Below are 23,710 nucleotides of genomic sequence, written 5' to 3' on the forward strand. Positions count from 1 at the left end.
GGTCATGCTCCATGCTCGGAGAGTGTGGAGGCTTCTTCCTCGGCGGGCTCTTCTTCGGCCGGGGCAGGAGCCTCGACCCAACCTGCCTTGATGCGGGCGGCCATGATGATCGCCTCGGCCTCGTCGCGGCTGAGTTCGAAGGCATCGAGATAGCCGGCATGCTTGGTGGTCTCGCCATCCTTGCGCTCGGTCCAGCCGACGAGATCGTCGGTGGCGCAACCGGCAAGGTCCTCGACCGACTTCACGTCGTTCTCGCCCAGCGCCACCAGCATGGCGGTGGAGACGCCCTCGACCGTCTTCAGTTCGTCTTCCACGCCGAGCGCCTTGCGCTTGGCATCGAATTCTTCCTCGACGGCGGTGAGGTAATCGCGGGCGCGGGTCTGGATCTCCTCGGCCGTCTCCTCGTCGAAGCCTTCGATCGACGATACGTCGGAGGGGTCGACATAGGCGACTTCCTCGACGGTGCGGAAACCTTCGGAGGCAAGCAGCTGGCCGACGACCTCGTCGACGTTCAGGGCGGTCATGAAGGTCTGGGTACGCTGCACGAATTCCTTCTGGCGGCGCTCGCTTTCCTCGGCCTCGGTGAGGATGTCGATGTCCCAGCCGGTGAGCTGGGAGGCGAGGCGCACGTTCTGGCCGCGGCGGCCGATGGCCAGCGACAGCTGGGCCTCGGGCACGACGACTTCGATCTTCTCGGAATCCTCGTCCAGCACCACCTTCGACACTTCGGCCGGCTGCAGCGCGTTGACGATGAAGGTGGCCACATCAGGCGACCAGGGGATGATGTCGATCTTCTCGCCCTGCAGTTCGCCGACCACCGCCTGCACGCGCGAGCCGCGCATGCCGACGCAGGCGCCGACCGGATCGATGGAGGAATCGCGCGAGATCACGGCGATCTTGGCGCGCGAACCGGGATCACGGGCGACGGCCTTCACCTCGATCACGCCGTCATAGATCTCCGGCACTTCCTGCTCGAAGAGCTTGGACATGAACTGGGGATGGGTGCGCGACAGGAAGACCTGCGGACCGCGCTGCTCGCGGCGCACGTCGAAGAGATAGGCGCGGATACGGTCGCCGGGGCGGAAGACTTCGCGCGGCAGCAACTCGTCGCGGCGCACCACGGCTTCGCCGCGGCCGAGATCGACGACGACATTGCCATATTCCACGCGCTTGACCAGGCCGTTCACCACGGTGCCGACGCGATCCTTGAATTCGTCGAACTGGCGGTCACGCTCGGCCTCGCGCACCTTCTGCACGATGACCTGCTTGGCCGACTGGGCGGCGATGCGGCCAAAATCGAAGGGCGGCAGGGTTTCGGCGATCCAGTCGTCGACCTGCGCGGCCGGGTTCTTCCGGCGGGCGTCTTCGAGCAGGATCTGAACGGCGTCGTTCTCGATCTGGTCGACCACCTGCAGCAGCCGCGACAGGCGGATTTCGCCGGTCTTGGGATTGATCTCGGCCCGGACTTCCGTCTCCTGGCCGTAGCGCGAGCGGGCGGCCTTCTGAATCGCGTCTTCCATCGCGGCGAGCACGATCTGACGATCGATCACCTTCTCGCGGGCGACGGCGTCGGCAATCTGCAACAGTTCCAGGCGGTTCGCGCTGACGGCCATGATTCTTTCCTCTCAGCGGGTTTTTGGTTGTCTATGCGGCTGCTTGGACGGCGATTCCGGATCGGAGCTGTCGTCCGATTCCAGCTCGGCGGCTTCCTGAGCCTCGAGTTGTGCGGCCAGCGCCTTGGAAGCAGCCTTGGCCCGGCGCAGCGATTCCGTCACCAGCGCGTCGGTCAGAATGAGATGGGCTTCGCTCATCTCATCGACCTTCAATTCCACGTCGGTGGCCTCACCGGGGCCGGCATCGATACGGCGGATCCTGGCCTTGTTGCCTTCGGCGCCCAGCAGGATGCCCCGGAACCGGCGGCGGCCGGCCACGATCAGGGTCATCTCGATCTTGGCCTCGTGCCCGGCCCAGCGCTGGAAGTCGCTGACGCGCACCAGCGGGCGGTCGATCCCCGGCGAGGAGACCTCCAGATGATAGGCCTTGCCGATCGGATCGTCGACGTCGAGGACGGGCGAGAGCGTCTTGGAGATCAGCTCGCAATCCTCCACCGTCATGGTGCCGTCGGGGCGTTCGGCCATGATCTGCACGGTGCCCCCATTATTACCGTTGAGGCGCACCCGCACGAGACGGAAGCCGAGCGGCAGGATGGTGCGCTCGGTGATTTCTGCCACGCGCGCGGCAACGCCCGTCTCGGTGAGACGGCGCGGTTCGTTCAACGCGTCGGCCGACGAATCGGCCTGGCTGACAATGGCTTCGGGTTCGGTCACGCAACCCTCGAAACAAAAAGAGCGGGTCCCGGGTGGGGCCCACTCTCAAAACCAATGATCCAGTGGACCATCTATGAGATGTCTCATCGAGACAGGCGCAATATAGGGATTTTTTGCCGTCATGCAAGGAAGGATTTGTTCACCTTGTTGATGAGCGACGCGCAAAGCCCATTTCAGGGGACAATTCCAGCCGCCTCGGCCGCTTGAGCGACGCTGAACCTGCGCCATTGCCCGGCCTGGACGACATGCATGGTGTCGTGCCGAGCCTGGAAGAGCGAAGGAGCGTTCTCCCGGTCGAAGGCGATGCCGGCGATTTCTTCCGTCAGCACTTCCGCGCCATCGGTTCCCAAGCGCAGCAGGACGAGGTCGGTGGCCTTGCCATATCCCCCCACGAGCATGGCCAGGGAGCCATCCACCGCAACCGCGCCGGCGCCACGGATCGGTGTCTGCCATTGGCGGCATTGCCTGGTTTCGTCGATCCGCATGATTGGAAAGTCGGAGTAGTAGTAAGCCCAAACCTGGTTGCCGCTGACATTGAGGGCGTAGCAGTCGTCGATGACGGAACCCATACCCTCCCAGGAATAGGACCAGGACGGACGGCCCTGGCAATCGAAACGCCGCAAGCCGGGGGCGCCGATCGGCTCGGGCCCGCCGGCATTGCCCCATCCCAGATTGCCGTAGACGCCCTCGTCGAAATAGCCGCACCAGATGCCGCCATCCGTGTCGCATTGCAGATGCTGAATGCCGTCGCCGAGGCAGAAGCGGCCGATGAGCGTGCCATCGGCCGCAAGGTGGCGGGCATTGTCATGTCCGACCGGGCATCGCGCACCAGCAACGATCCAGCTGTCATCGGGAAACTGGTCGACAAGGAGAAACCAGTCCTCCAGGGCGAATTCCGCCGTTTTGCCCCGTGCCTTGCCGTCGAAGCTACACAAGCGTGCCCGCGCCCCGGCCGGCAAGGGCTTGCGGGCTCGAAACAGCGCCGCGACATCGCAATCGGCCTGCAGCATGGCGAGCGCCCCCGCCTGCGTTACGGCCTGGCTGATGTCGAACCAGCCGTTTTCCGGGGAAGGCAGGGGAATCGACAGGCCCTGCATCGTTCTGGATTGGACTGCCATGGCACCGAACGCAGGAATGGGGAAGGGGATCCGCATATTTGACGGAGCGGCGAGAGGCCTGTGCCTGTTTCAGTAATAGACCCCGGCTGCCAGGGCCACATCCATCACGCTCAGGCGGTGCCATTGCTCGTTCCACACGACATGCAACATGTCGTGGCGGGCCGCAAACAGCCGCGCCGGCTTTTCGCGGCTGTAGCCGAGGTCGAGATCGAAGGTGGCGAGAAGCGTGATCTCATGGCCGCCACGCCGGAACAGCGTGATGCGGTGGCTGTCTTCTCCATAGCCGCCGATCAGCAGGCCGAGGTGGCGATCGATGGCGACGGCTTTGACACCGCTGATCTCATTCGACCAGAGCTGGCAATGGCCGGACCCGTCGACGCGCAGGAGGGGAAAATCGGTATAGTAGCAGCTCCAGATCTCCCTGCGCCCGACATTGAGCGCATAACAGTCCACCATCGGCAAACCAGCCCGGGCCATGCCCTGCGACCACAACGCAGTTCCGTCGGTGTCGAAGCGCATCAGGCCGCTGGCCGGCATGCCCGGCCCTCCTCGGCCCCAGGCGCGATTGATCAAGGCGCCTTCGTCCCAATAGCCGCACCAGATCCTGCCCTCGTCGTCGCATTGCAGATGTTCGATGGCATCGCCCAGGCACAAATGCCGCAGCACGGTGCCGTCCTCGGCCAGATGGCGGGCATTGTCCTGCCCCTGGCGACAGCGCGCATCGGCGACGATCCAGCCACCGCCCGGCAATTCGTCGAAAGCCGGATAGTCGAATTCCAAGGGAAAATGCGTTTGATTTCCCCGCCACTCGCCATCGAAGCTCGTGAGCCTGCCTGTCGTCGACATGGGTTTGGGGGATGGCTCGTCCCCCAGGGCCAGCATGTCACGATTCGTATCGAGGCAGGCCAGCCGGCCATCCAAGGTGACTGCGTAGGCAAGTTCGAACCAACCGGACCCGCGCCCCGGCAGAGGAACGGTGCTGGAGGGGGCGATCTTCGATCTTGCCGTTCTATTGCCCTCGCTGCCACTCACTCGATCACCGATCCTGCGCTCTCCCGCTCGTCGAGCGCACCCTTCAGCATGGTCAGGCGGTCGGGGACGGTTTCGCCCCGCATCATCGCCAGGAGCAGAGCTGCGCCGGTGGAACCGAGTTCGAAGCGCGGCTGGCGAATGGTGGTCAGGGTGGGCTCGACGAAATCGCCGAACTCGATGCCGTCGAAGCCGACGATGGACACATCCTGCGGCACCTTGAGGCCGCCGCGGCGGATGGTCGTCATGAAGGCGATCGCCATTTCGTCGCTGGTGGCGACCACGCCGGTCGGCCGGCGGTCGAGGGCCAGGAAGGCCCTGCCCGAGGCGACGCCGGAGGCGAAGTCGTAATTGCCCTCGAAGCGCACGAAATCGTCGGCTCCAAGGCCGGCGGCGGCGATCTCGGCCTGGAAGCCGGCATAACGATGGCGTTCGTTGTAGTTGCCCCTGGGGCCTGCGAGATAGGCCAGATGCCGATGGCCCCTGTCGAGAAGATAGCGGGTTTGGGCCCGGCAGCAGACCTCGTCGTCGACCACCACCGCCGGTATGCCGGGAACGTCCGTCTCGGCGCAGATGCCGACGATAGGAAGGCCGGAATCGGCAATGGTGCGGCCGGCATGCGAGGGCACCGTCGAGGCAAGCACCAGGGCACCGTCGATATGGCCGCCGAAGACGAGGTCGACCAGATATTTCTCCTTGCCATCGATGCTGTCGAGATTGCCCATCAGCACGGCATAGCCGGCTTGGGAGAGGGCGACGTCGATGCCCCGGAGAACCTCGCTGAAAAAAGGCGGATTGCGGCGGGGGCCGACGACCACCAGCACAGTGCGGGAAGAACCGGCGCGCAACTGCCGCGCAGCGCTGTTGGGGATATAGCCGAGTTCGCGCACGGCAGCTAGCACGCGCTCACGCGTCTCGGCCTGGACACGATCAGGAAAGGTGAGGGCGCGGCTGACGGTGGCAGTCGAGACGCCGGCGGCGCGGGCGACGTCGCCGATGCGGGTCTTGGAGACATCGCGCGGTGCGCGTCTCTGGATGCGTCTGGTGCGTTCCTTGGCGGGCGGCATGGGACCACCGTTCTCCAACCTGCTGGCAAAACTTCGAAAAAGCTCTGCCATCTGCCTGTTGCGGGTGCGACCGGAGCCCTGAGTCAATCCCCTTGACACGAACCCCGATCGCAATCAATATCCCGACGCGTGCAATCGATTACATAAACACAGCATGCGATCCTTTAGGGAGGATGTCCATGGAAAAATTGAGGGCGATTCCGCAACGGGCTCCGGTGCGTTCCATGCTTGTCGGTGCACTTGCTGCGCTGGCGCTCGCTGGGCCGGCCGTGGCGCAGGACAAGCCCAAGGCCGAAGTGATGCATTGGTGGACATCGGGCGGCGAGGCGGCGGCCGTGAAGGTCTTCGCCGACCAGTACACCAAGGCCGGCGGTATTTGGGTCGACTCGGCGGTTGCCGGCGGCCAGGCCGCGCGCTCCGCTGCAATCAATCGCATCGTCGGCGGCAATCCGCCCACGGCCTCGCAGTTCAACACCGGCAAGCAGTTCGACGATCTGGTCAGCCAGGGCCTGCTCAACACCGTCGACCAGGTTGCCGAGGAAGGCAAGTGGAAGAGCTTCCTGCCGCCTTCCTTCATCGAAGCCGCGAGCCGGGAGGGGCATATGTATGCCGTTCCGGTGAACGTGCATGGCCAGAACTGGGCTTTCTATTCCAAGGAAGTGCTCGACAAGTCCGGTGTCACCGCAGTGCCCACCAACTGGGACGATTTCTTCGTCGCTCTCGACAAGATCAAGGCGGCCGGCTTTACGCCGCTGGCACAAGGTGGCGAGCCCTGGCAGGAGCGCCTGCTGTTCAATGTCGTGCTGCAATCGGTCAGCAAGGACACGTTCATGCGGCTCTATGCCAAGAACGATGCCACCGCTATCGATACGCCCGAGTTCAAGAAATCGGTCGAGATTTTCGGCAAGTTGCGTGCCTACACCGATGCCGGGTCGCCAGGACGCAACTGGAACGATACCACGGCTCTCCTGATCACCAACAAGGCCGGCGTGCAGTTCATGGGTGATTGGGCCAAAGGTGAATTCAAGGCGGCCAACAAGGAGGCCGGCAAGGATTTCTACTGCCAGATCGGCATCGACGACAAGGAACTGGTGATCGGCGGCGACGTCTTCGTTTTCCCCAAGACGACCGATGCAGCCCAGGTCAAGGCGCAGAACCTCCTCGCTTCGACCATGCTGTCGCCTGAGACCCAGGTGCTGTTCAATATCCAGAAAGGCTCGATGCCGGTGCGCACCGACGTCGACGCCAGCAAGTTCGATCTATGCGCGCAGAAGGGCATGAAGCTGCTCGCCGATCCTGCGCATCAGACACCGGTGATCGACATGCTGGCCAGTGCCGATCTGGTTGGAGCGCTCGAGGATGTCATCACCAATTTCTGGAACAACAAGAGCCAGACGCCGGACGAGTTCACCGCCAAGTTCGCGGATGCGCTGAAGTCGGCGCAGTAAGCTCCTCTTGGGCGGGTCTTCGGGCCCGCCCGGCCTGCGCACCGGCAAGCCGGTCTCGCGATTGCGACTTTTCCGTCAAATCGCCGAGAAGACCGGGCCCCAATTCCCACCGCAAGACGGATCCTGAAGGAGGTCGCAATGGCCGAGCCTGCAAGATTGTCGCGTCCACATCGTCGGCCCCACCGTCTGAGCATGGCGGCGCTGGCCTTGATACCGGCCTGGATCATCGTCGTCGCCGCCTATATCGGCACGGTGATCTGGACGATCGTCATCTCCTTCACCGGTTCCAAGCTGCTGCCGGTCTACAATTTTGTCGGTTTGGATCAGTATGTCCGGTTGTTTGCCTCGGATCGCTGGCAGGTTTCGGTGTGGCATCTGGCCGTCTTTGGCGTGCTCTTCATTGTCTGCTGCCTGATCGTCGGCTTCCTGCTGGCGGTGGCGCTCGACCAGAAGATCCGCTTCGAGAACACGTTCCGTACCATCTTCCTCTATCCCTATGCGATGTCCTTCATCGTCACGGGCCTGGTCTGGCAGTGGCTGATGAACCCCAATCTCGGCATCCAGAACACGGTGCGCAACTGGGGTTGGACGAGCTTTACCTTCGACTGGGCGGTGAATTCGAAGCTCGCCGTGTTTGCGCTGGTGATTGCCGCAATCTGGCAGGCTTCCGGCCTGGTGATGGCGCTGATGCTGGCGGGCCTGCGCGGCGTCGACAGCGAATTGTGGAAGGCGGCGAAGATCGACCGCATCCCGACCTGGCGGGTCTATGTCTCCATCATCCTGCCGATCCTGACCCCCACCATCACCACGGCCACCGTGCTGCTCTCCATCGCTGTGATCAAGGTCTATGACCTCGTGGTCGCCCTCACCAATGGTGGGCCGGGTACGGCCTCGGAAATGCCGGCCAAATTCGTGATGGACAATCTCGGCCAGCGCCAGAATATCGGCCTCGCCACGGCGGCCTCGACGGTGATGCTGATCACGGTGATCTGCGTGGTCTCGCCATGGCTCTACCATACCTATTTCCGCCGGCAGTCGCGGAGGCCGGCATGAGCGCCCTAGAGACACCACGCGGGCGCAAGCCGGCCCGCCTGACCCCCGGCCGCATCGGCCTCTATGTCTTCCTCGTCGTGGCAGCAGCCTTCTTCCTGCTGCCCGCCGTGGTGATGGTGCTGACTTCGCTTAAGACCATGGAGGAGATCCGCCAGGGCCAGATCTTCGCCCTGCCGCTGGCCTTCGATCTCGCCGCCTGGAGCAAGGCCTGGTCGAGTGCGAGTACGGGCCTTGTCCACAGTGGAATTAGTGTCGGTTTCTTCAATTCAGTTAAGATCCTCTTGCCTAGCCTCGTTATCTCCATCGCTGCGGGCGCCGTGAATGGCTATGCTCTGTCGCTATGGAACGTGCGATACGCCAACCTCCTGTTCGGCGTGCTCCTGATCGGCGCCTTCATTCCCTATCAGGTCTTCATTTATCCCTTCATCCGGATATTTGCATGGGCCAACATCTTCGGGACATTGCCCTGCATCGTCATCGTGCACACCATCTTCGGCATGCCGCTGATGACGCTGATATTCCGCAATTACTATGCCAGCCTGCCGGCCGAATTGTTCAAGGCGGCACGCGTGGATGGCGGCGGCTTCTGGCAGATCTTCTTCCACGTCATCCTGCCGATGTCGACGCCGATGCTGATCGTGGCCGCCATCCTGCAGGTCACCGGCATCTGGAACGACTTCATCCTCGGCCTGACTTTTGCTGGGCGAGACAATGTGCCGATGACGGTGCAACTCAACAACATCGTCAATTCAACCACGGGCGAGCGGGCCTACAACGTCAACATGGCGGCGACCCTGCTGACCGCCTCCGTGCCGCTCATCGTCTATTTCGTCTCCGGACGCTGGTTCGTGCGCGGCATCGCAGCCGGCGCGGTGAAGGGATAAAGCGCATGCACACCACGCCTTCCTCCGTCACCGTCAAGGACCTGTCGATCCGCTATGGTGCCGTGTCCGTCATCGACAATCTCCAGCTCGACATCCGCCAGGGCGAGTTCATCGTGCTGCTCGGACCCTCGGGCTGCGGCAAGTCCACCTTGCTGAACGCCATCGCCGGCCTGCTGGAGATCAGCGATGGCGAGATCTGGATCTCCGGCAAGAACGTCACCTGGGCCGAGCCGGCCGACCGCGGCATCGGCATGGTGTTTCAATCCTACGCGCTCTATCCGCGCATGAGCGTGGAGGGCAACATGTCCTTCGGCCTGAAAATGGCCCGCGTGCCCAAGGCGGAGATCGCCGCGCGTGTCGCCAAGGCCTCCAGGCTCCTGCATCTCGATCCGCTGCTGCAGCGCAAGCCCTCCGAATTGTCGGGCGGCCAGCGCCAGCGTGTCGCCATCGGCCGCGCCCTGGTGCGCAATGTCGACGTCTTCCTTTTCGACGAACCGCTGTCCAACCTCGATGCCAAGCTGCGCAACGAGCTGAGGGTCGAGATCAAGAAGCTCCACCAGAGCCTCGGCAACACCATGATCTATGTCACGCATGACCAGATCGAAGCCCTGACCCTGGCCGACCGCATCGCCGTGATGAAGGGCGGCGTCATCCAGCAATTGGCGAGCCCGCTCGAGATCTACCACAAGCCGGCCAACCAGTTCGTGGCGGGCTTCATCGGCTCGCCCGGCATGAACTTCGTCGAAGGCGAGCTTACGGGCGGGCCGGGAGGCTGGCGTTTCCAGGCCGCCGGCGAGAGCATCGACCTTGCAGCCTACGCATTCTCTGCCGATCCCGGCGCACGCAAGGCGGTACTGGGCATCCGGCCCGAGCATATCGATGTCGGCTCCGCGCCATCGGGCCGGCATGCTGCCCGCGGAAAAATCGACATCGTCGAGCCGATGGGCGCCGAGACGGTGTTGTGGACCAGCTTCGCCGGCAGGCCCGCTACCATCCGTGTCGACGGAGACAATGAAAGCGGACCCGGCGACGAGATCGGTTTTCACTTCGACGTCGGGCGTGCCTCGCTGTTCGACGCACAAAGCGGGGAGCGTCTGTGAACAAGCCCTACCGCAATTGCCATCCAACCCGTTGATTTTTCTCATTTCATGAAAGGATCTATCATGGCTCTGCAACATCCCCTGTCGTTCCAGCTCTATTCGGGCCGCAACTTCCCACCGCTCGAGGGGCAGCTCAGGACGATCGCCGAGGCCGGCTTCAGCAATGTCGAGCCCTATGGCGCCTTCTACCAGGACGTGCCCGCCGCGGCCCGGCTGTTCAAGCAGTTCGGCCTGACCGCCAAGAGCGGCCATTTCGGCATCGATGCCCTGGAGGCCGATCTCGACGGCAATCTGCGCATTGCCGAGGCGCTGGGCATCGAAACCATCGTGGCGCCCTATCTGATGCCCGACGCCCGCCCCACCGACACCGCCGGTTGGCAGGCGTTCGGTGCCCGGCTGGCGGCGGTCGCTCGCAAGGCCAGCCAGGCCGGCTACGGCTTTGCCTGGCACAACCATGATTTCGAGTTCATCGCCCTGCCGGATGGCTCCTATCCGATCGAGCACCTGCTGGCCGAGGGCGTGAAGTGGGAAGCGGACATCGCCTGGATCGTACGGGCCAATGCCGATCCGAAGCCCTGGATCGCGCGCTATGGCGCCATCATGCCGCTCGTCCATGTCAAGGACATCGCGCCGGCCGGCGAGAAGGTCAATGAGGATGGCTGGGCCGATGTCGGCACCGGCGTGGTCGACTGGGCGACGATCTGGCCGCTCTGCGTGGCCGCGGGCGCGGAGATCATGGTTGCCGAGCACGACAATCCCTCGGACCTCAAGCGTTTTGCCACGGTGAGCGGCGAGGCCATGCGCAAGCTGGCCGGCGTGTGACGCAGTGTGCCGGCCTTCTCACCGACATCGACTGACTGTCGATGTCGTGGGACCGGCACCTGATTTTGAAGAATTATGCCGGGTCCGAAGTCCGGCGCACCAAAGTTCCTGGAGACCACCATGCCCTTACGCGTCGGATTGATCGGCTGCGGCAATATTTCGGACATCTACCTTCTCAACGCCGCCCTGTTTCGCGATTTCGATTTCGTCGCCTGCGCCGACCTCAGGGAGGAAGCAGCCAAGAAACAGGCCCAGAAATACAACCTGCAGCGGCGCAGCATCGAGGCGCTGCTGGCGAGTGACGATGTCGATATCGTGCTCAACCTTACCGTGCCCGAGGCGCATGCCGAGGTCTCGCGCGCCGCGATTGCGGCCGGCAAGCACGTCTATGGTGAAAAGCCGCTCGCCACACGCCTCACCGACGGCGTTGCGCTGATGGAGGCGGCGAAATCGAAGGGCCTGAGGGTCGGCTGCGCTCCCGATACCGTGCTGGGTGCCGCCATCCAGCAGTCGAGGCTGCGGATCGATGCGGGCGAGATCGGCCGGCCGCTGATCGGCACGGCCGCCGTGCTCGGCCATGGCATGGAGCACTGGCACCCCAATCCGGAGTTCTTCTTCAAACCCGGCGCCGGGCCCGTCTTCGACATGGGCCCCTATTATCTCTCCACCCTGGTCAACCTGTTGGGGCCGGTCGCTTCGGTGATGGCCCTCAGCCAGAGCGGTTTTGCGGAGCGGGTGGTGACCACGGAGGGCTCGCCCTTCAAGGGACAGAGCATCGCGGTGGAGACGCCCACCAGCATCCAGGCCCTGCTTGCCTTCAAGTCCGGTGCGCAGATCACCTTCCTGGCAAGCTGGGATGTCTGGGCCCATGGCCAGCAGCCGATCGAGCTGCACGGCACCGACGCGTCGCTGCGCGTGCCCGATCCCAACTGGTTCGGCGGCGAGGTTTCGCTGGCCCGCCCACGCGAAGCCTGGGAAAGCCATGCTTCGTCCGGCGACCGGTTCGGCCAGCCGAACTGGCCGGCCGACCATCCCGTCAATGCCAATTATCGCGGCCTCGGCCTCGCCGACATGGCACGGGGCATCATCGACGGCCGTCCCCATCGTGCCAGCGGCGAGATCGGCTTGCACGTCCTTGCGGTGATGGAAGGCATCCTCACCGCCGCCGAGCAGAAGCGACCGGTGCTGATCGAACAGGGCTGCGAGCGGCCCGCGCCGCTCGGCGACGAGGAGGCGAGGGGACTGCTGGCCTGAAGCTGGCCGTCGATCAGCGGCTCTAGCTTCCGACCAACGGCTTCTTCGTGAAAAAACGCTGACCTTTGTCATGCCCGGGCTTCGACCCGGGCATCCAGCGGCCCGGCGCTTGAAGCTGGATTGCCGGGTCGAAGCCCGGGCATGACAAAGGTCGAGCCTGTCTGGGAGACGAACGGCATGCGTACTCGTCGCATGCGGCGGGCCGGCCTTACTCGTCCACCGGCTTCCATTCGTCGCGACCTAGGTCGATAACCTTGGGATCGCTGCTCGCGGTGCCGGTGCGCCCCTGAGGGGCAGGAACCGGCCCTTCGCGCCACTGCCGCAACAGGCTCGGCAGAAGGAGGGCGAAGCCGATGACGTCGGTGACGAAACCGGGAATGATCATCAAGACACCGCCGAGCGCCACCATCAGGCTCTCGCGGGCGGCGCCGTTGTTCGGCTCACCGCCCTGCATTGCCCGCATCAGGCGGGAGAACACGCTCGTGCCCTGCCGGCGCAGCAGCGATGCGCCGATGAAGGAGGTCGCCACCAGGGCGATCAGCGCAAGCGCGATGCCGATCCGGCTCGCGACCCAGACGAAAGCGGCGATTTCCGCGAAGGGCAGGATCACAAGTCCGGCCAGCCCGAGCCATGCCCAGCCAGCGGGAACATTGAAGCTGCGTGCGATCATCGGTGTCGTTTCTCCTGGAGCAAGGACGCGTTTTGCCAAAAATGCGTCTTTGCGGTTCCCTCTGGGCAAGACCTTGCGCAACGGCATACGCCGCATGCTGGCCATGTTTGCCCTTCATGGTAGCATGAAGCTGGCAAACTGCTCGATGCACACCATATAGGTGAGGATTGTGGCATTGCCACAGGGGGCTTGAGCCGTTATTTCGAGTCGTCACTCGGTCGGTGGGGATGCTGAAGGCACAAATGGGTAGTTTTGATATCATCACGCTGGTGTTTCTGGGGCTCGCGGTGTTCGTGATCTTCAAGCTGCGTTCCGTGCTGGGGGAGCGCACCGGCGCCGAGCCTCCGACATTCGAGGGATTGCGGCGCGATGCCCAGCCTGCGTCCCGCGACGACAGGGCCGCCAATCCGCCGCAGCGCGATGCCGAATCCCCGATCGAAACGCAGGCGCCGACGTCAGCTTTCCGCTGGGAAGGTTTTGCCGAGAAGGACACGCCCCTCGCAGCCGGGTTCGATGCGATCGCGACTGTCGATCCGAGTTTCCAGCCCCAGAGCTTCGTCCCGGGCGCCAAGGCGGCCTATGAAATGATCGTTACCGCCTTCAACAATGGTGACCGCAAGACCCTGAAGAACCTGCTGTCACGCGAGAATTTCGACGCGTTTTCCCAGGACATCACCGAGCGCGAGGCGCGTGGCGAGACCGTGCAGGCCAATTTCGTTTCGATCGACAAGGCCGATATCGTCGCCGCCGGCGTCAAGGGCCGCGTCGCCGAACTGACCGTCAATTTCGTCTCGCAGATGATCAGTGCCACCAAGGACAGGAATGGCGCGGTCGTCGACGGAAGCGTCGATCAGGTGGCTGTTGTCACCGACACCTGGACATTCGCGCGCGATACCAGCACGAAGGATCCGAATTGGCGCCTCGTGGCGACCGGCGGTTGAGCGCGGTCGGAAGAGGCGGGCGGGCCACGGTATCGATGTCATGGGGATCTTGCGCCGAGTCGGGCCCTTCGTCGCTTTCTTCGTCGCGGCCAGTCTAGCCTGGGCGGGCGAACGTCCGTCGCCACCGCCGCTGCCGGCGGGAGCGACGGCTACGCGGGTGCCTTTCGGCAAGCTCGCCGGATGGAAACGGGACGATCACGCCAAGGCCTGGCAGGTCTGGCTCGCCTCCTGCCGCTCCCAGGCCGAGAACAATCCCGCACTCGATGCCGGTGTACCGGTTCCCGAGGACCTCGCGCGCCTTTGCGGCGAGGCCTTGAAGCGCGGCGCGCTGGATGCGCCCGCCGCCCGCGCCTTCTTCCAGGCCCATTTCAACGCCTGGCGCATCACCACGCAGAAGGGCAGCGGGCCCACCGGCGGAAAGGCCTTCTACACCGGTTATTACGAGCCCGAGATCCGGGGTTCGCTGGTGCGCGAGGGCGAGTTCCAGACCCCGCTCTATGACCGGCCGGCAGATCTGGTCAGCTTCGAGCCCAACGCCATACCGCCGGGCTTCCAGGGCTACAGCGCAGCCCGGCGCAAGCTCGACGGCAGCCTCGAAGTCTATCCGGATCGCAAGGCGATCGAGCAGGGAGCCCTCGACGGGAAGGGCCTCGAGATCGCCTATGTCGCCGATCCCGTCGACCGCTTCTTCATGCAGGTGCAGGGCTCGGGGCGGCTGCGGCTGCCGACCGGCAGCGTTGTGCGCTTTGCCTATGCCGGCAAGAACGGCCAGCCCTATTCCGCCATCGGCAAGGCGGTGGCCGACAGGCTCAACATCCCACCCCGCGACGTCACCATGGCGGGTTTGCGGGATTTCCTGGCGCGCGACCCCAAGCAGGCGCGCGAGGTGATGTGGGTGAACAAATCCTTCGTCTTCTTCAAGGTGGCTCCCTTCCTCGGCGCCGATGCCGGCCCGATCGGCGGCGAGGGCCTGCCGGTCACGCCGCTGCGTTCCATCGCCATCGACCGCAGGATCTGGCCCTATGGCTTGCCCGTCTTCGTCGAGACGGCAATCCCCGATGTCGGTGGCGGGGTGAAGCCCGAGCCCATCCGCAAGCTGATGATCGCCCAGGATACGGGATCGGCCATCATCGGCCCGGCACGCGCCGACATCTTCTTCGGATCGGGCGCCAAGGCGGGAGCGGTTGCCGGCGCTGTCCGCCATGGCGGCGGCTTCTACGTGCTATGGCCCAAATCGCAGCCTGACGCCAAAGATGGCGCCGGGGGGCGACCATGAGCCGCCGCAAAGGATTGTCCGCCGAGGATAGCGAACTCTGGGCCTTCGTCACCCGGGAAGTCATCCCGCTGAAACGCCGCCGCCGCAAGCTGGCCAAGGCGGCGACGAAGGCGGCGGACACCCTGCCTGAACCGGCCGCACCACAGGTCAAACCGGCGGTGAAACCGAAATCGGCGGCCAGCCGTCCGGCCAAGCCTCCGGCCGCGCCGCCGATACCGCCGATAGCACCCATCGACAAGCGCGAGCGGCGCCAGGTCGTGCGCGGCACGCGCGCCATCGACGCCCGGATCGATCTGCACGGCATGCGCCAGGCCGAGGCCCACGGCGCCTTGCGCGGCTTCCTCGCCATTGCCCAGATGCGCGGCTATTCCATGGTGCTGGTCATCACCGGCAAAGGCGGCGGCGGCGATATGACGTTTTCGGGCGATGAGCGCGGGGTGCTGCGCCGTGTCGTGCCGCAATGGTTGCGCATGCCCGATCTCAGGCCGCTGATCCTCGGCTTCGAGGAGGCGCATCACGGGCATGGCGGCAGCGGCGCCCTCTATGTCCGGCTGCGCCGTATCCGCAGGCTCGGCGACCGATGACCCCCTTTGGTGCCAGATTGCGCGCCCTGCGCGCGGCCCGCGGCCAAAGCCTCAAGGAGATGGCGGAGGCGCTCGGCGTCTCGGCCGCCTATCTGTCGGCCCTCGAGCATGGCAAGCGCGGGCAGCCGACCTGGATCCTGCTGCAGCGGATCATCACCCATTTCAACATCATCTGGGACGAGGCCGAGGATCTGCAGCGCCTGGCTGCGCTGTCCGATCCGCGCGTCGTGGTCGACACCGCCGGCCTGACGCCGCAGGCCACCGAGCTTGCCAACCGCCTTGCCCAGGACATCGCGAAACTGCCCGAGGCGGAGGTCGAGGCGATGCTGGCAAGGTTGAAGGCGATCGATGGCGCATGAAGGTTGGAACTCCGGGCGTACCAAATCGCACCACGCCCCTCTTCACAATTCGGTCTTCCTGCGCGCATAAGGCAAGCCGTTCGACAAGAGCCGGTATTTCGGGAGTTGGTGTGTGACGGCGAACAAGGACGAGAACAAGCAGACCGCGAGATTGCTCGTCCTGCCGCCTGAGAATGAGAGGCTCTCCACCGTGCGGCGCCTGCTGCGCCGCGTGCCCTGGCGCTATGTCGGGCCGATCCTGTCGATCGGCCTGTTCGTCGGTGCGCTCGTCGTGCTGGCCTCGATCCTGCGTGGTGTCGAACCGGAAAAGGTGGTGGCCGCCTTCACCGCCACGCCGACCATGGCAATCGCCCTGTCGATCCTGTTCACCGCGCTCTCCTATCTGGCCTTGACCGGCTATGACGGCCTGGCGCTACGCCAGATCGGCGCCAAGGACATTCCCTATTCCACCGCAGCCATCGGCTCCTTCACCTCCTATGCGATCAGCTACACGCTCGGCGTGCCGCTATTGACCGCCGGCGCGGTGCGCTACCGCGTCTATGGTGGAGCCGGGCTGTCGGCGCCGCAGATCGCGGCGCTGACGCTGGTGTGCACCCTGACCTTCTGGCTCGGCATGGGCGCGGTGCTGGCGCTCGGCCTGGTGCTGGTGCCGGGATCGGTGGCGGGCGTCGACCATCTGCCGCTCTCGCTCAACATGTCGATCGGCGTCGCCATCATCGCGGTGATCGTCGGTTATGTCGGCTATGTCTCGACCGGCCGGCGTGTCGTTGCCGTCGAGGGCTGGTCGATGCCGCTGCCGGGCGGCAAGGTCACCGCCGCGCAGATCGTGCTCGGCATCTTCGATGTCTGTGCCGGGGCCGGCGCGCTCTACATCCTGCTGCCGGACCAGGCGGCGAGCGTGCCCTTCTTCACCTTCATGGTGATCTATGTGCTGGCGGCTTTCCTCGGCGTGCTCAGCCACGCGCCCGGCGGCATCGGCGTGTTCGAGACCACCATGCTGATCGCGCTGCCGACCATCGCCAAGGACGATCTGCTCGGCCGCATCATCCTCTACCGCGTCATCTATTATTTCGTGCCTTTCGCCCTCGCTCTGGCGATCCTGGGGGCCTATGAGCTGGCGCGCCGGCGCCATGTCGTCGGCAAGATGGTCGACCAAGTCGCCGGCATCATGAAGCCGCTCGCCCCGATCCTGGTGGCGGGCGCCATGTTCCTTGCCGGTGGTGCCCTGCTGATCACCGGCGCGGTGCCGGCCACCGAAGCCCGCCGCATCCTGCTCACCAGCCTGGTGCCGTTGCCGGTGGTGGAGACGGCCCATGTCATCGCATCGCTCTCGGGCGTGGCGCTGCTGTTCCTGGCGCGCGGCCTGATCCGGCGCATGGAGGCCGCCTGGCGCACGGCGATGATCGTCCTGGTGATCGCCACCGTCGCCACCCTGCTGCGCAGCGCCGATTGGCGCTTCATGCTGACCCTGTGCTGCGCCCTTATGGTGCTCGCCCTCAGCCGGCCGGCCTTTCCGCGTGGTGCCTGGCTGTTCGGCATCGATTATTCGCCGCTCCTGCTCGGCGCGATCGCCGCCATGCTGGCCGTGACGGTGTGGATCGGCTTCTTCGCCTTCCGCTTCGTCGACTACACGCCGGAACTGTGGGTCACCTTCGGCTATGGCGATGAGATGTCGCGCTTCCTGCGTTCGACCAGCCTGGCGGTCGCAGCCGCCATCGTCATCGGTATCCTGAGCGCCTATTGGAAGGGTGGCATCGCCCTGGTGCCAGCGGCGTCGATCGACATATCGGGCCTGGTCGCGCGGGTGCCTTCGGCAGAGGCCAGGCTCGCTTTGCTGCCGGGCCAGATGCTGCTTGCCAACGACCAGGGCAATGCCGCCATGGTGGTGGCCCGCGCCGGGGCCTCGTCGATCGCGCTGGGCGATCCGATGGGCGATCCGGCCATGGTGCAGGACCTGCTCTGGGTCTTCGGCGAAAGGGCGGAGCAGCAGAGACTGTGGCCGGTGATCCTGTCCGCCTCGCCACGGATGCGGGCCGACTATCTGGAGGCCGGCCTGACGCTGACGCCGATCGGCGACCATGCCAGCGTCGATCTTGCCAGCCTGGGGGACGAACCCTATGCCGGTGCCAATGCGATCTTCTCCTGGGCCGATATCCACGCCCTCAGCCTGGATCTGGTTCCTGCCGGCGCCACGGCCACGATCATGCCGACTCTGGAAGCGGTGTCCCGCTCCTGGCTCGCCGGTACCGGGCGAAGCGAGGGCCATTTCGTCGTCGGGCGCTTTTCGCCCAGCTGGATCCGGACCAATGACTGCGCCATCCTGCGCCGGGCCGGCGCGGTGGTCGGCTTTGCCGTGGTGATGCGCAGCGCGGACAATGAGGAGTGGGCCGTCGACATCCTGCGCTATCTGCCGGAGCTCGGCATCTCGACGCTCGATTTCATGCTGCTGCGCCTCATCCGCCTGGCCAAGGCGCGCGGTGCCAAGCGCTTCGACCTCGGCCTGACGCCCAACCCGGCGCAGGCGGGCGAGAATCTCGGCCCGGCCTGGCAGCGCGTCACGCCGCTACTGTTCCGCTTCGGTGACCACATCGCCAATTTCGACGCGCTGCGCGGTTTCAAGGCCCGCTTCAATCCCCGCTTCGAGCCGCGCTATCTCGCCTGTACGGCCGGTTTCGCCCTGCCGCACATCCTTCAGGACGTCACCACCCTGATCGAGAAGGGTGGGGATGGCGAGGTGCGCGCCGACAAGGGATTGTCGGCGCGGAGCTGACGGCGATGCGCTTCAGGCCGCTTTGGCGAAGCGCTGGGCCCGGAAGGGCGCCAGCAGGGGATGAGGGGAGCCCCAGGCAATCTCGCCGGCCAGGAGCTCTCCGGCGATGAGCCCAAGCGTCGCGCCGCTATGGCTGAAGGCGACGTGGTAGCCGGGAATGCCCTCGATGGCCCCGAAGACCGGGTCGCCGTCACCCGGAATGGGCTTGGGACCGGCACCGTAGCCGTCGAGCTCCAGCGTCGGGTTGCCCTCAAGCACCCTTGAGGCTTCTTCCAGCAGGCCGTGAATGGTGGATTGCCGGATTTCGAAGCTGCCGTCGTCGCGTATCACGATTTCTTCCTCCGACCAGGCTGAGTCGAGCACGAGGGCGCCGCTCGGCGTGGGGCGAACCGCGACCCGCGGTGTGTTCAATACGGCGCGCAGCCTGGTTGCGATCGGCTTGGTGCGGACGAGGAGTGCGATCGGGGTGGAGTCGGCGATGAACCGGCCTTCCCTGGCGACGAGGGCGGGAACGTCGGCGCCGGTCGCGACCAGAACCGCATCGGCCTCGAACAGGCGGCCGTCGGCGATCGAGACACCACTGGCGCGTCCGGCCGTGAGCTGTACGCTGGCCTTGCCCGCATCGGTCACCAGGGCACCGCCTTTTTCGATGAATTCGGCCAGCATCACCTCGATCACCGACGGCAGGTCGACCCAGCCTTCGCCGGGATTGAAGATCGCGCCCTGGGGCGTGATCGCTCGCCAATCGATGCCGGGTGTCACGTCGGCAACCTCTTCCGGGGAAAGGAGGAGGGCGTCATATCCCAGGGCCCGCTCATGGGCGAAGACGGAGCGGATCTCGTTGGTCGCGTCATCGGCATCCCAGGTCAGGCCTCCGTCGAAACGCAGCCAGGCTGCCTCCGGATGGCGTGCCGCCAGCGTGCGGTAGCGATCGATGCCGATCATGCGCAACTGGTGATAGGCCGCCGAGCGTCGCCGTGACGAATTGAGCCAGGCCAGAGACCGCCCCGAGGCACCGCTGGCCGGCCGGCTCTCCGTCACCAGCGTGGTGGCGATGCCGAGGCGGACGAGATGGGTGGCGGCCGAGACGCCGAAGATGCCGCCGCCGACGACGATGGCGCGGGATGTGGACGATGCTGCAGTCATGGCTGGAACTTTCAAGGCAAGATTGGATTTGGATGAGGGCCGGGACCGTCACAGCATTTCCGACAGGAAGCGCCGCAGACGGGGGCTTTGGGGATTGTCGAAGATGGCATCCGGGGGACCGGCCTCGACGACCTGCCCCTCGTCCATGAACACCACCTGGTCGGCGACCCGGCGCGCGAAGTTCATCTCATGCGTGACCACGACCATGGTCATGCCGCTCTTGCCGAGCCGTGCCATGAGATTGAGCACGCCTTTCACCAGTTCCGGGTCGAGTGCGCTGGTGACTTCGTCGAACAGCATCAGTTCGGGCTTGAGCGCCAGCGCCCTGGCGATCGCAACGCGCTGCTGCTGCCCGCCCGACAGGTCGATCGGCCGATGGTTCATCCGGGTTGCGAGGCCTACCTCGGCCAGACGTTCCTCGGCGATACGGCGGGATTCGGCCGTCGAAAGCCCCTGAACCTTGCGCAAGGCGAGTTCGACATTGCCGATCGCCGTATGGTCGGGGAAGAGGTTGAACTGTTGGAATACCATGCCGACACGGCGGCGGAGCAGGTCCGGCTTCATGCCCAGCACGCTCTGCCCGTCCAGACGAATATCGCCCGAGACGGGCTCGGCGAGGCGATTGAGGCAGCGCAGCAACGTCGATTTGCCGGACCCCGAGGGGCCGATCACGCAGGTGATCGTGCCGGCTTCGGCCTTCAGGCTCACGCCTCTCAGGACCTTGAAATCGCCATAGGCCATGTCGAGGCCGATGACATCGAGGCGGGCGCCTCGGATCGCCATCGGCAGGCCGGCTCCGGCGTCCGAAGGATGGCCTGCCGGCGTCTCGTCGAGCTCGCGCACCTCCTCCAGGCCGCTGGTAACCGCGCTGACCTTGCGGCCGGTGCGCAGGCGCCCGTCGATGGCGTTGACGACATGCGTCAGCGGCACGGTGATGACGAGGTAGAAGATACCGGCCAGCATCAGGGGCGAGAGATTGCCCGACACCACGGCCTGGTCCTGGCCCACCCGGAACAGCTCCCGCTCGGATGCCAGCAATCCGAGAAAGTAGACCAGGCTCGAATCCTTGATGTTGCCGATGAACTGGTTGACCAGGGCGGGCAGCACGCGGCGCACGCCCTGGGGGATGACGATGAGGCGCATGCCCTTGGGATAGGTCATGCCGAGGGCACGGCAGGCTTCGAGCTGGCCGCGCTCCACGCTCTGGATGCCCGCACGGAAGATTTCGCCGATATAGGCGCCGGCGATCAGGCTCAGCGCCAGGATGCCGAGCGGATAGGGCGACGGCCCGAAGATCTGGCGGCCGATGCCGGCAAAGCCCTGGCCGATCAGCAGGATGGTGACGATGGCCGGCAGGCCGCGAAAGACATCGGTGTAGATGCGGGCGGGCAGGCGGATCCAGGCCGCGCGGGAGATGCCCATCACGGCCAGCACCATGCCGATGACGATGCCCAGCAATGTCGAGGCGACGGCCAGGATCAGGGTGTTCTTCAGGCCCACCATCAGCATGTTGGGCAGCACCTCCGCCATGGAGTCCCAATCGAAGAAACTCCGCTGGAGGATATCGAACCAGCTCATTGGGTGGTCTTTCGTGGCAAGCTAAAGCGCCTTGCGAGTGGGAGGGATCATCGGGAATCGCAAAGACGCTCCAGCCAATCCAGCGGATTGGCTTGGAAACAAGGAAGGGGAGCAAGAGAGGGGTGAGCACGGGCTCGACGCGGTTTCTCCCAGGATTTCTCCCAACAGATGCACCCGCGTCGTGTCCCCCGCCCTGCTTCAGCACCGGCTGTCAAGCGGCCCGCTTGGGCAGATGTCACTTGGACGATGTCACTTGGGCGATGTCATTTGGGCAGATATTGCTCGGGCATCGGCGATCCCGGGAACCATTTGGTGTAGAGGGTTTTCCAGGTGCCATCCTGCATGGCGTCATGCAACGCCTTGTTGAGGGCCTGGCGAAGGGCGTCGTTGCCCTTCTTGACGACGAAACCGGCCGGCGCGTCGAAGGAGGGGATGTTGATCGCCAGCTTCAGGCCCTTGAAGCGTTCTCCATATTGCTTGGCCGCTTCGTAGTCGAGGAAATGGGCATCGACCGTGCCGCTGTTGAGGGCGGAGATGGCCGAATTATTGTCCGGAAAGTTGACGATGTCCGACTTGGTGAAGTGGGTCTTGGCGTAGGTCTCCTGCAGCGTACCCTGCACGGCGCCCAGGCGCTTGCCGGCGAGATCGTCGGCGCTCTTGATCCCGGCCTGGGAAGTCAGCACCGTCAGGTAACCCGCCAGGTAGCCATCGGAGAAGTCGACGGTTTTCTTGCGCGCCTCGGTGGTGCCGATGGCGGCGACGGCCACGTCGAAGCGGCCATTGGCGACCGAGGGAAGCAGGGCCGAGAAATCCTGGCCGGTGAATGTCACGTGATCCTTGTCGAAGCCCAGCCTGCGCGCGACGTCCCGGAACAGTTCGATGTCGAAGCCGCTGAATTCGCCGTTGGCGTCGGTGAAGGTGTAGGGCTTGGCGTCTCCCATGCTGCCGACGCTGATCGTTCCGGCATCGATGAGATTGTAGGGATTGCTGCTCGCGGCGGCGCGCCCGCCGCCGGCCGTCATCCATGCCAGTGCGCCGAGCGCGGTGGCGGCCATCACGTCGCGTCGATTGGGATTCTTCATTTATTTCCCCTGGATTTTTTATTGAGACCGGTCTCTTAACATGAGAGACCGGTCTCTTCAATTGAAACTTCGCATTGACGCAGCTCCGGCAAAGGCGATAGTGGCGAGCATGGACAAGCACAATCCCACCCGACGACCCGTGACCGTCGCCGATGTGGCGCGAGCCGCCCAGGTGTCGAAGGCGACGGCAGCCAGGGCGTTGGGTGGCTATGGCGCCGTGCGTGCGGATCTGAAGGACCGGATCCTGGAAGCTGCGCGGCGGCTCGACTATCGGCCCAACGAACTCGCGCGCACCATGGCGACGGGGCGTTCCGGCACGATCGGGGTGATCGTCGGCGATATCGAGAACCCCTTTTTCGGGCTGGCCGTGCGCGGGATCAGCGACGTTGCGGCCCAGGCGGGCTTCGATGTCATCCTGTCCAATTCCGGTGAGACGCTCGCCACGGAAAAGGCCTCCACCGAAGTCTTCCTCGCCAAGCGCGTCGACGGGCTGATCGTTGCGCCGGCCACGCGCCATGATGGCAGCCATCTTCAGGATGCCCTGGGCCGCGCTTGTCCCCTGGTGCTGCTCGACCGTGACGTACCGGGGCTGTCGGTGGATGTGGCGCTCGTCGACGACCACAAGGCGGCGCGGGAGGCCACGCAATTGCTCCTCGCCGCGGGGCACCGCCGGCTCGCCTACATTACCGCCACGGCCGCCGCCGATGTGCACTATCGCGGCCCCGAACAGATTCCTCTCACGACCGTGCTCAACCGCATTGCCGGTTTCCTGGAAGCCTCGGATATTGCGGGCCTGACCGAGGCAGAGCGGCAGATACGCCTGGATGCGGCCAAGACGGCTCGCTCGCAGACGATACTTCTGGATCTGTTGCGGGCCCCTGGCCGACCGACCGCCTTGCTGGCATCCGACAGCAAGATTGCACTCGAAGTGTTCCGGGCCGCCCGGGCCCTGGGGCTTCACATTCCCGGCGACCTGTCGCTGGTGAGTTTCGACGATGCCGATTGGACGAGCGCGGTCTCTCCGCTGGTGAGCGTGGTGTCCCAGCCCTCCTACGAACTTGGAGCGGCCGCGGCCCAGATGCTGGTGGCGCGCATCATGGGCGACAAGGCGCCACCACGCAGGCACATCCTCGACACGATCCTGATCCGGCGTGAATCGGTGGCGCCGCCCCGGTCTTGACAAAAGGGGATACCGGGTCGAG

The 23,710-nt window shown here is 64.9% G+C and carries 21 protein-coding genes; 12 read left to right on the forward strand and 9 right to left on the reverse strand.

All coding sequences use genetic code 11. The features are described 5' to 3' along the window. Positions 1-2: 2 nt before the first annotated feature. The 5 genes from nusA to ACIGJE_RS08215 form a co-directional block, all read right to left on the reverse strand. Positions 3-1,613 (reverse strand): transcription termination factor NusA, encoded by a 1,611-nt coding sequence (nusA, locus tag ACIGJE_RS08195; protein WP_311941008.1) that lies wholly within the window; start codon positions 1,611-1,613, stop codon positions 3-5. A gap of 12 nt (positions 1,614-1,625) precedes the next feature. Beyond that, positions 1,626-2,327: a ribosome maturation factor RimP gene (rimP, locus tag ACIGJE_RS08200; protein WP_367625297.1), complete on the reverse strand. Its 702-nt coding sequence runs from the start codon at positions 2,325-2,327 to the stop codon at positions 1,626-1,628. A gap of 173 nt (positions 2,328-2,500) precedes the next feature. Next, on the reverse strand, positions 2,501-3,445 hold the full coding sequence (locus tag ACIGJE_RS08205) for a hypothetical protein (protein WP_415087227.1): 945 nt from the start codon (positions 3,443-3,445) through the stop codon (positions 2,501-2,503). A 69-nt stretch (positions 3,446-3,514) separates the two neighbouring features. Further along, positions 3,515-4,327: a hypothetical protein gene (locus tag ACIGJE_RS08210; protein ID WP_483679771.1), complete on the reverse strand. Its 813-nt coding sequence runs from the start codon at positions 4,325-4,327 to the stop codon at positions 3,515-3,517. A gap of 146 nt (positions 4,328-4,473) precedes the next feature. Further along, the gene (locus ACIGJE_RS08215; protein WP_311940996.1) at positions 4,474-5,541 is read right to left on the reverse strand and encodes a LacI family DNA-binding transcriptional regulator; all 1,068 of its coding nucleotides are present in this window, start codon (positions 5,539-5,541) and stop codon (positions 4,474-4,476) included. Positions 5,542-5,720: 179 nt separating this feature from the next. Here ACIGJE_RS08215 and ACIGJE_RS08220 point away from each other — a divergent pair, with 179 nt between their 5' ends. The 6 genes from ACIGJE_RS08220 (at position 5,721) to ACIGJE_RS08245 (ending at position 12,102) form a co-directional block, all read left to right on the forward strand. Beyond that, on the forward strand, positions 5,721-6,989 hold the full coding sequence (locus ACIGJE_RS08220; RefSeq protein ID WP_311940993.1) for an ABC transporter substrate-binding protein: 1,269 nt from the start codon (positions 5,721-5,723) through the stop codon (positions 6,987-6,989). A gap of 138 nt (positions 6,990-7,127) precedes the next feature. Then, on the forward strand, positions 7,128-8,042 hold the full coding sequence (locus ACIGJE_RS08225; RefSeq protein WP_311940990.1) for a carbohydrate ABC transporter permease: 915 nt from the start codon (positions 7,128-7,130) through the stop codon (positions 8,040-8,042). After that, entirely contained in the window at positions 8,039-8,926 is an 888-nt protein-coding gene (locus ACIGJE_RS08230; RefSeq protein WP_311940987.1) for a carbohydrate ABC transporter permease, read from the forward strand. Before ACIGJE_RS08225 ends, ACIGJE_RS08230 begins: the two co-directional genes overlap by 4 nt. 5 nt (positions 8,927-8,931) lie before the next feature. Further along, the gene (locus ACIGJE_RS08235; RefSeq protein ID WP_311940984.1) at positions 8,932-10,026 is read left to right on the forward strand and encodes an ABC transporter ATP-binding protein; all 1,095 of its coding nucleotides are present in this window, start codon (positions 8,932-8,934) and stop codon (positions 10,024-10,026) included. Positions 10,027-10,089: 63 nt separating this feature from the next. Continuing rightward, complete coding sequence (locus ACIGJE_RS08240; protein ID WP_311940982.1) at positions 10,090-10,848, forward strand: sugar phosphate isomerase/epimerase family protein; 759 nt, start codon at positions 10,090-10,092, stop codon at positions 10,846-10,848. Between the two features lie 120 nt (positions 10,849-10,968). Then, positions 10,969-12,102: a Gfo/Idh/MocA family protein gene (locus ACIGJE_RS08245; protein WP_311940979.1), complete on the forward strand. Its 1,134-nt coding sequence runs from the start codon at positions 10,969-10,971 to the stop codon at positions 12,100-12,102. Positions 12,103-12,310: 208 nt separating this feature from the next. Here the strand turns inward: ACIGJE_RS08245 and ACIGJE_RS08250 are convergent, their stop codons facing one another. Beyond that, the gene (locus tag ACIGJE_RS08250; RefSeq protein WP_394313843.1) at positions 12,311-12,772 is read right to left on the reverse strand and encodes an FxsA family protein; all 462 of its coding nucleotides are present in this window, start codon (positions 12,770-12,772) and stop codon (positions 12,311-12,313) included. A gap of 242 nt (positions 12,773-13,014) precedes the next feature. On the opposite strand from ACIGJE_RS08250, the gene ACIGJE_RS08255 reads away from it, so the two are divergent. From ACIGJE_RS08255 to mprF, 5 genes are all read left to right on the forward strand, one after another. Next, the gene (locus ACIGJE_RS08255) at positions 13,015-13,713 is read left to right on the forward strand and encodes a Tim44/TimA family putative adaptor protein (protein WP_311940974.1); all 699 of its coding nucleotides are present in this window, start codon (positions 13,015-13,017) and stop codon (positions 13,711-13,713) included. A gap of 40 nt (positions 13,714-13,753) precedes the next feature. Continuing rightward, positions 13,754-14,989: a murein transglycosylase A gene (mltA, locus tag ACIGJE_RS08260; RefSeq protein WP_415087222.1), complete on the forward strand. Its 1,236-nt coding sequence runs from the start codon at positions 13,754-13,756 to the stop codon at positions 14,987-14,989. Continuing rightward, positions 14,986-15,573, forward strand: coding sequence for a Smr/MutS family protein (locus ACIGJE_RS08265; RefSeq protein ID WP_415087220.1), 588 nt, complete (start codon positions 14,986-14,988; stop codon positions 15,571-15,573). The genes mltA and ACIGJE_RS08265 overlap by 4 nt, the downstream gene beginning before the upstream one ends. After that, complete coding sequence (locus ACIGJE_RS08270; protein ID WP_311940964.1) at positions 15,570-15,932, forward strand: helix-turn-helix domain-containing protein; 363 nt, start codon at positions 15,570-15,572, stop codon at positions 15,930-15,932. The genes ACIGJE_RS08265 and ACIGJE_RS08270 overlap by 4 nt, the downstream gene beginning before the upstream one ends. 112 nt (positions 15,933-16,044) lie before the next feature. Beyond that, positions 16,045-18,702 carry a bifunctional lysylphosphatidylglycerol flippase/synthetase MprF gene (gene mprF, locus ACIGJE_RS08275; RefSeq protein WP_415087218.1) on the forward strand — a complete coding sequence of 886 codons (2,658 nt, stop codon included), beginning with the start codon at positions 16,045-16,047 and terminating at the stop codon, positions 18,700-18,702. A gap of 12 nt (positions 18,703-18,714) precedes the next feature. On the opposite strand, the gene ACIGJE_RS08280 is transcribed toward mprF, so the two are convergent. The 3 genes from ACIGJE_RS08280 to ACIGJE_RS08290 form a co-directional block, all read right to left on the reverse strand. Beyond that, positions 18,715-19,848 (reverse strand): NAD(P)/FAD-dependent oxidoreductase, encoded by a 1,134-nt coding sequence (locus ACIGJE_RS08280; protein WP_394313850.1) that lies wholly within the window; start codon positions 19,846-19,848, stop codon positions 18,715-18,717. A 48-nt stretch (positions 19,849-19,896) separates the two neighbouring features. Beyond that, a complete protein-coding gene (locus tag ACIGJE_RS08285; RefSeq protein ID WP_415087216.1) occupies positions 19,897-21,426 on the reverse strand; it encodes an amino acid ABC transporter permease/ATP-binding protein in 1,530 nt (509 codons plus the stop codon). Positions 21,427-21,689: 263 nt separating this feature from the next. After that, positions 21,690-22,481 carry an ABC transporter substrate-binding protein gene (locus ACIGJE_RS08290; protein ID WP_311941032.1) on the reverse strand — a complete coding sequence of 264 codons (792 nt, stop codon included), beginning with the start codon at positions 22,479-22,481 and terminating at the stop codon, positions 21,690-21,692. A 136-nt stretch (positions 22,482-22,617) separates the two neighbouring features. On the opposite strand from ACIGJE_RS08290, the gene ACIGJE_RS08295 reads away from it, so the two are divergent. Further along, complete coding sequence (locus ACIGJE_RS08295; RefSeq protein ID WP_311940952.1) at positions 22,618-23,688, forward strand: LacI family DNA-binding transcriptional regulator; 1,071 nt, start codon at positions 22,618-22,620, stop codon at positions 23,686-23,688. The last annotated feature ends 22 nt before the right edge of the window (positions 23,689-23,710 follow it).

This window comes from Labrys sp. E2SS-1L (assembly GCF_057073705.1).

Coding starts and splice junctions, on each gene's coding strand:
- nusA (WP_311941008.1), bottom strand. CDS start 1,613: ATGGCCGTCAGCGCGAACCGCCTGGAACTGTTGCAGATTGCCGACGCC.
- ACIGJE_RS08205 (WP_415087227.1), bottom strand. CDS start 3,445: ATGGCAGTCCAATCCAGAACGATGCAGGGCCTGTCGATTCCCCTGCCT.
- ACIGJE_RS08210 (WP_483679771.1), bottom strand. CDS start 4,327: ATGCTGGCCCTGGGGGACGAGCCATCCCCCAAACCCATGTCGACGACA.
- ACIGJE_RS08215 (WP_311940996.1), bottom strand. CDS start 5,541: ATGCCGCCCGCCAAGGAACGCACCAGACGCATCCAGAGACGCGCACCG.
- ACIGJE_RS08220 (WP_311940993.1), top strand. CDS start 5,721: ATGGAAAAATTGAGGGCGATTCCGCAACGGGCTCCGGTGCGTTCCATG.
- ACIGJE_RS08225 (WP_311940990.1), top strand. CDS start 7,128: ATGGCCGAGCCTGCAAGATTGTCGCGTCCACATCGTCGGCCCCACCGT.
- ACIGJE_RS08230 (WP_311940987.1), top strand. CDS start 8,039: ATGAGCGCCCTAGAGACACCACGCGGGCGCAAGCCGGCCCGCCTGACC.
- ACIGJE_RS08235 (WP_311940984.1), top strand. CDS start 8,932: ATGCACACCACGCCTTCCTCCGTCACCGTCAAGGACCTGTCGATCCGC.
- ACIGJE_RS08240 (WP_311940982.1), top strand. CDS start 10,090: ATGGCTCTGCAACATCCCCTGTCGTTCCAGCTCTATTCGGGCCGCAAC.
- ACIGJE_RS08245 (WP_311940979.1), top strand. CDS start 10,969: ATGCCCTTACGCGTCGGATTGATCGGCTGCGGCAATATTTCGGACATC.
- ACIGJE_RS08250 (WP_394313843.1), bottom strand. CDS start 12,772: ATGATCGCACGCAGCTTCAATGTTCCCGCTGGCTGGGCATGGCTCGGG.
- ACIGJE_RS08255 (WP_311940974.1), top strand. CDS start 13,015: ATGGGTAGTTTTGATATCATCACGCTGGTGTTTCTGGGGCTCGCGGTG.
- mltA (WP_415087222.1), top strand. CDS start 13,754: ATGGGGATCTTGCGCCGAGTCGGGCCCTTCGTCGCTTTCTTCGTCGCG.
- ACIGJE_RS08265 (WP_415087220.1), top strand. CDS start 14,986: ATGAGCCGCCGCAAAGGATTGTCCGCCGAGGATAGCGAACTCTGGGCC.
- ACIGJE_RS08270 (WP_311940964.1), top strand. CDS start 15,570: ATGACCCCCTTTGGTGCCAGATTGCGCGCCCTGCGCGCGGCCCGCGGC.
- ACIGJE_RS08280 (WP_394313850.1), bottom strand. CDS start 19,848: ATGACTGCAGCATCGTCCACATCCCGCGCCATCGTCGTCGGCGGCGGC.
- ACIGJE_RS08285 (WP_415087216.1), bottom strand. CDS start 21,426: ATGAGCTGGTTCGATATCCTCCAGCGGAGTTTCTTCGATTGGGACTCC.
- ACIGJE_RS08290 (WP_311941032.1), bottom strand. CDS start 22,481: ATGGCCGCCACCGCGCTCGGCGCACTGGCATGGATGACGGCCGGCGGC.
- ACIGJE_RS08295 (WP_311940952.1), top strand. CDS start 22,618: ATGGACAAGCACAATCCCACCCGACGACCCGTGACCGTCGCCGATGTG.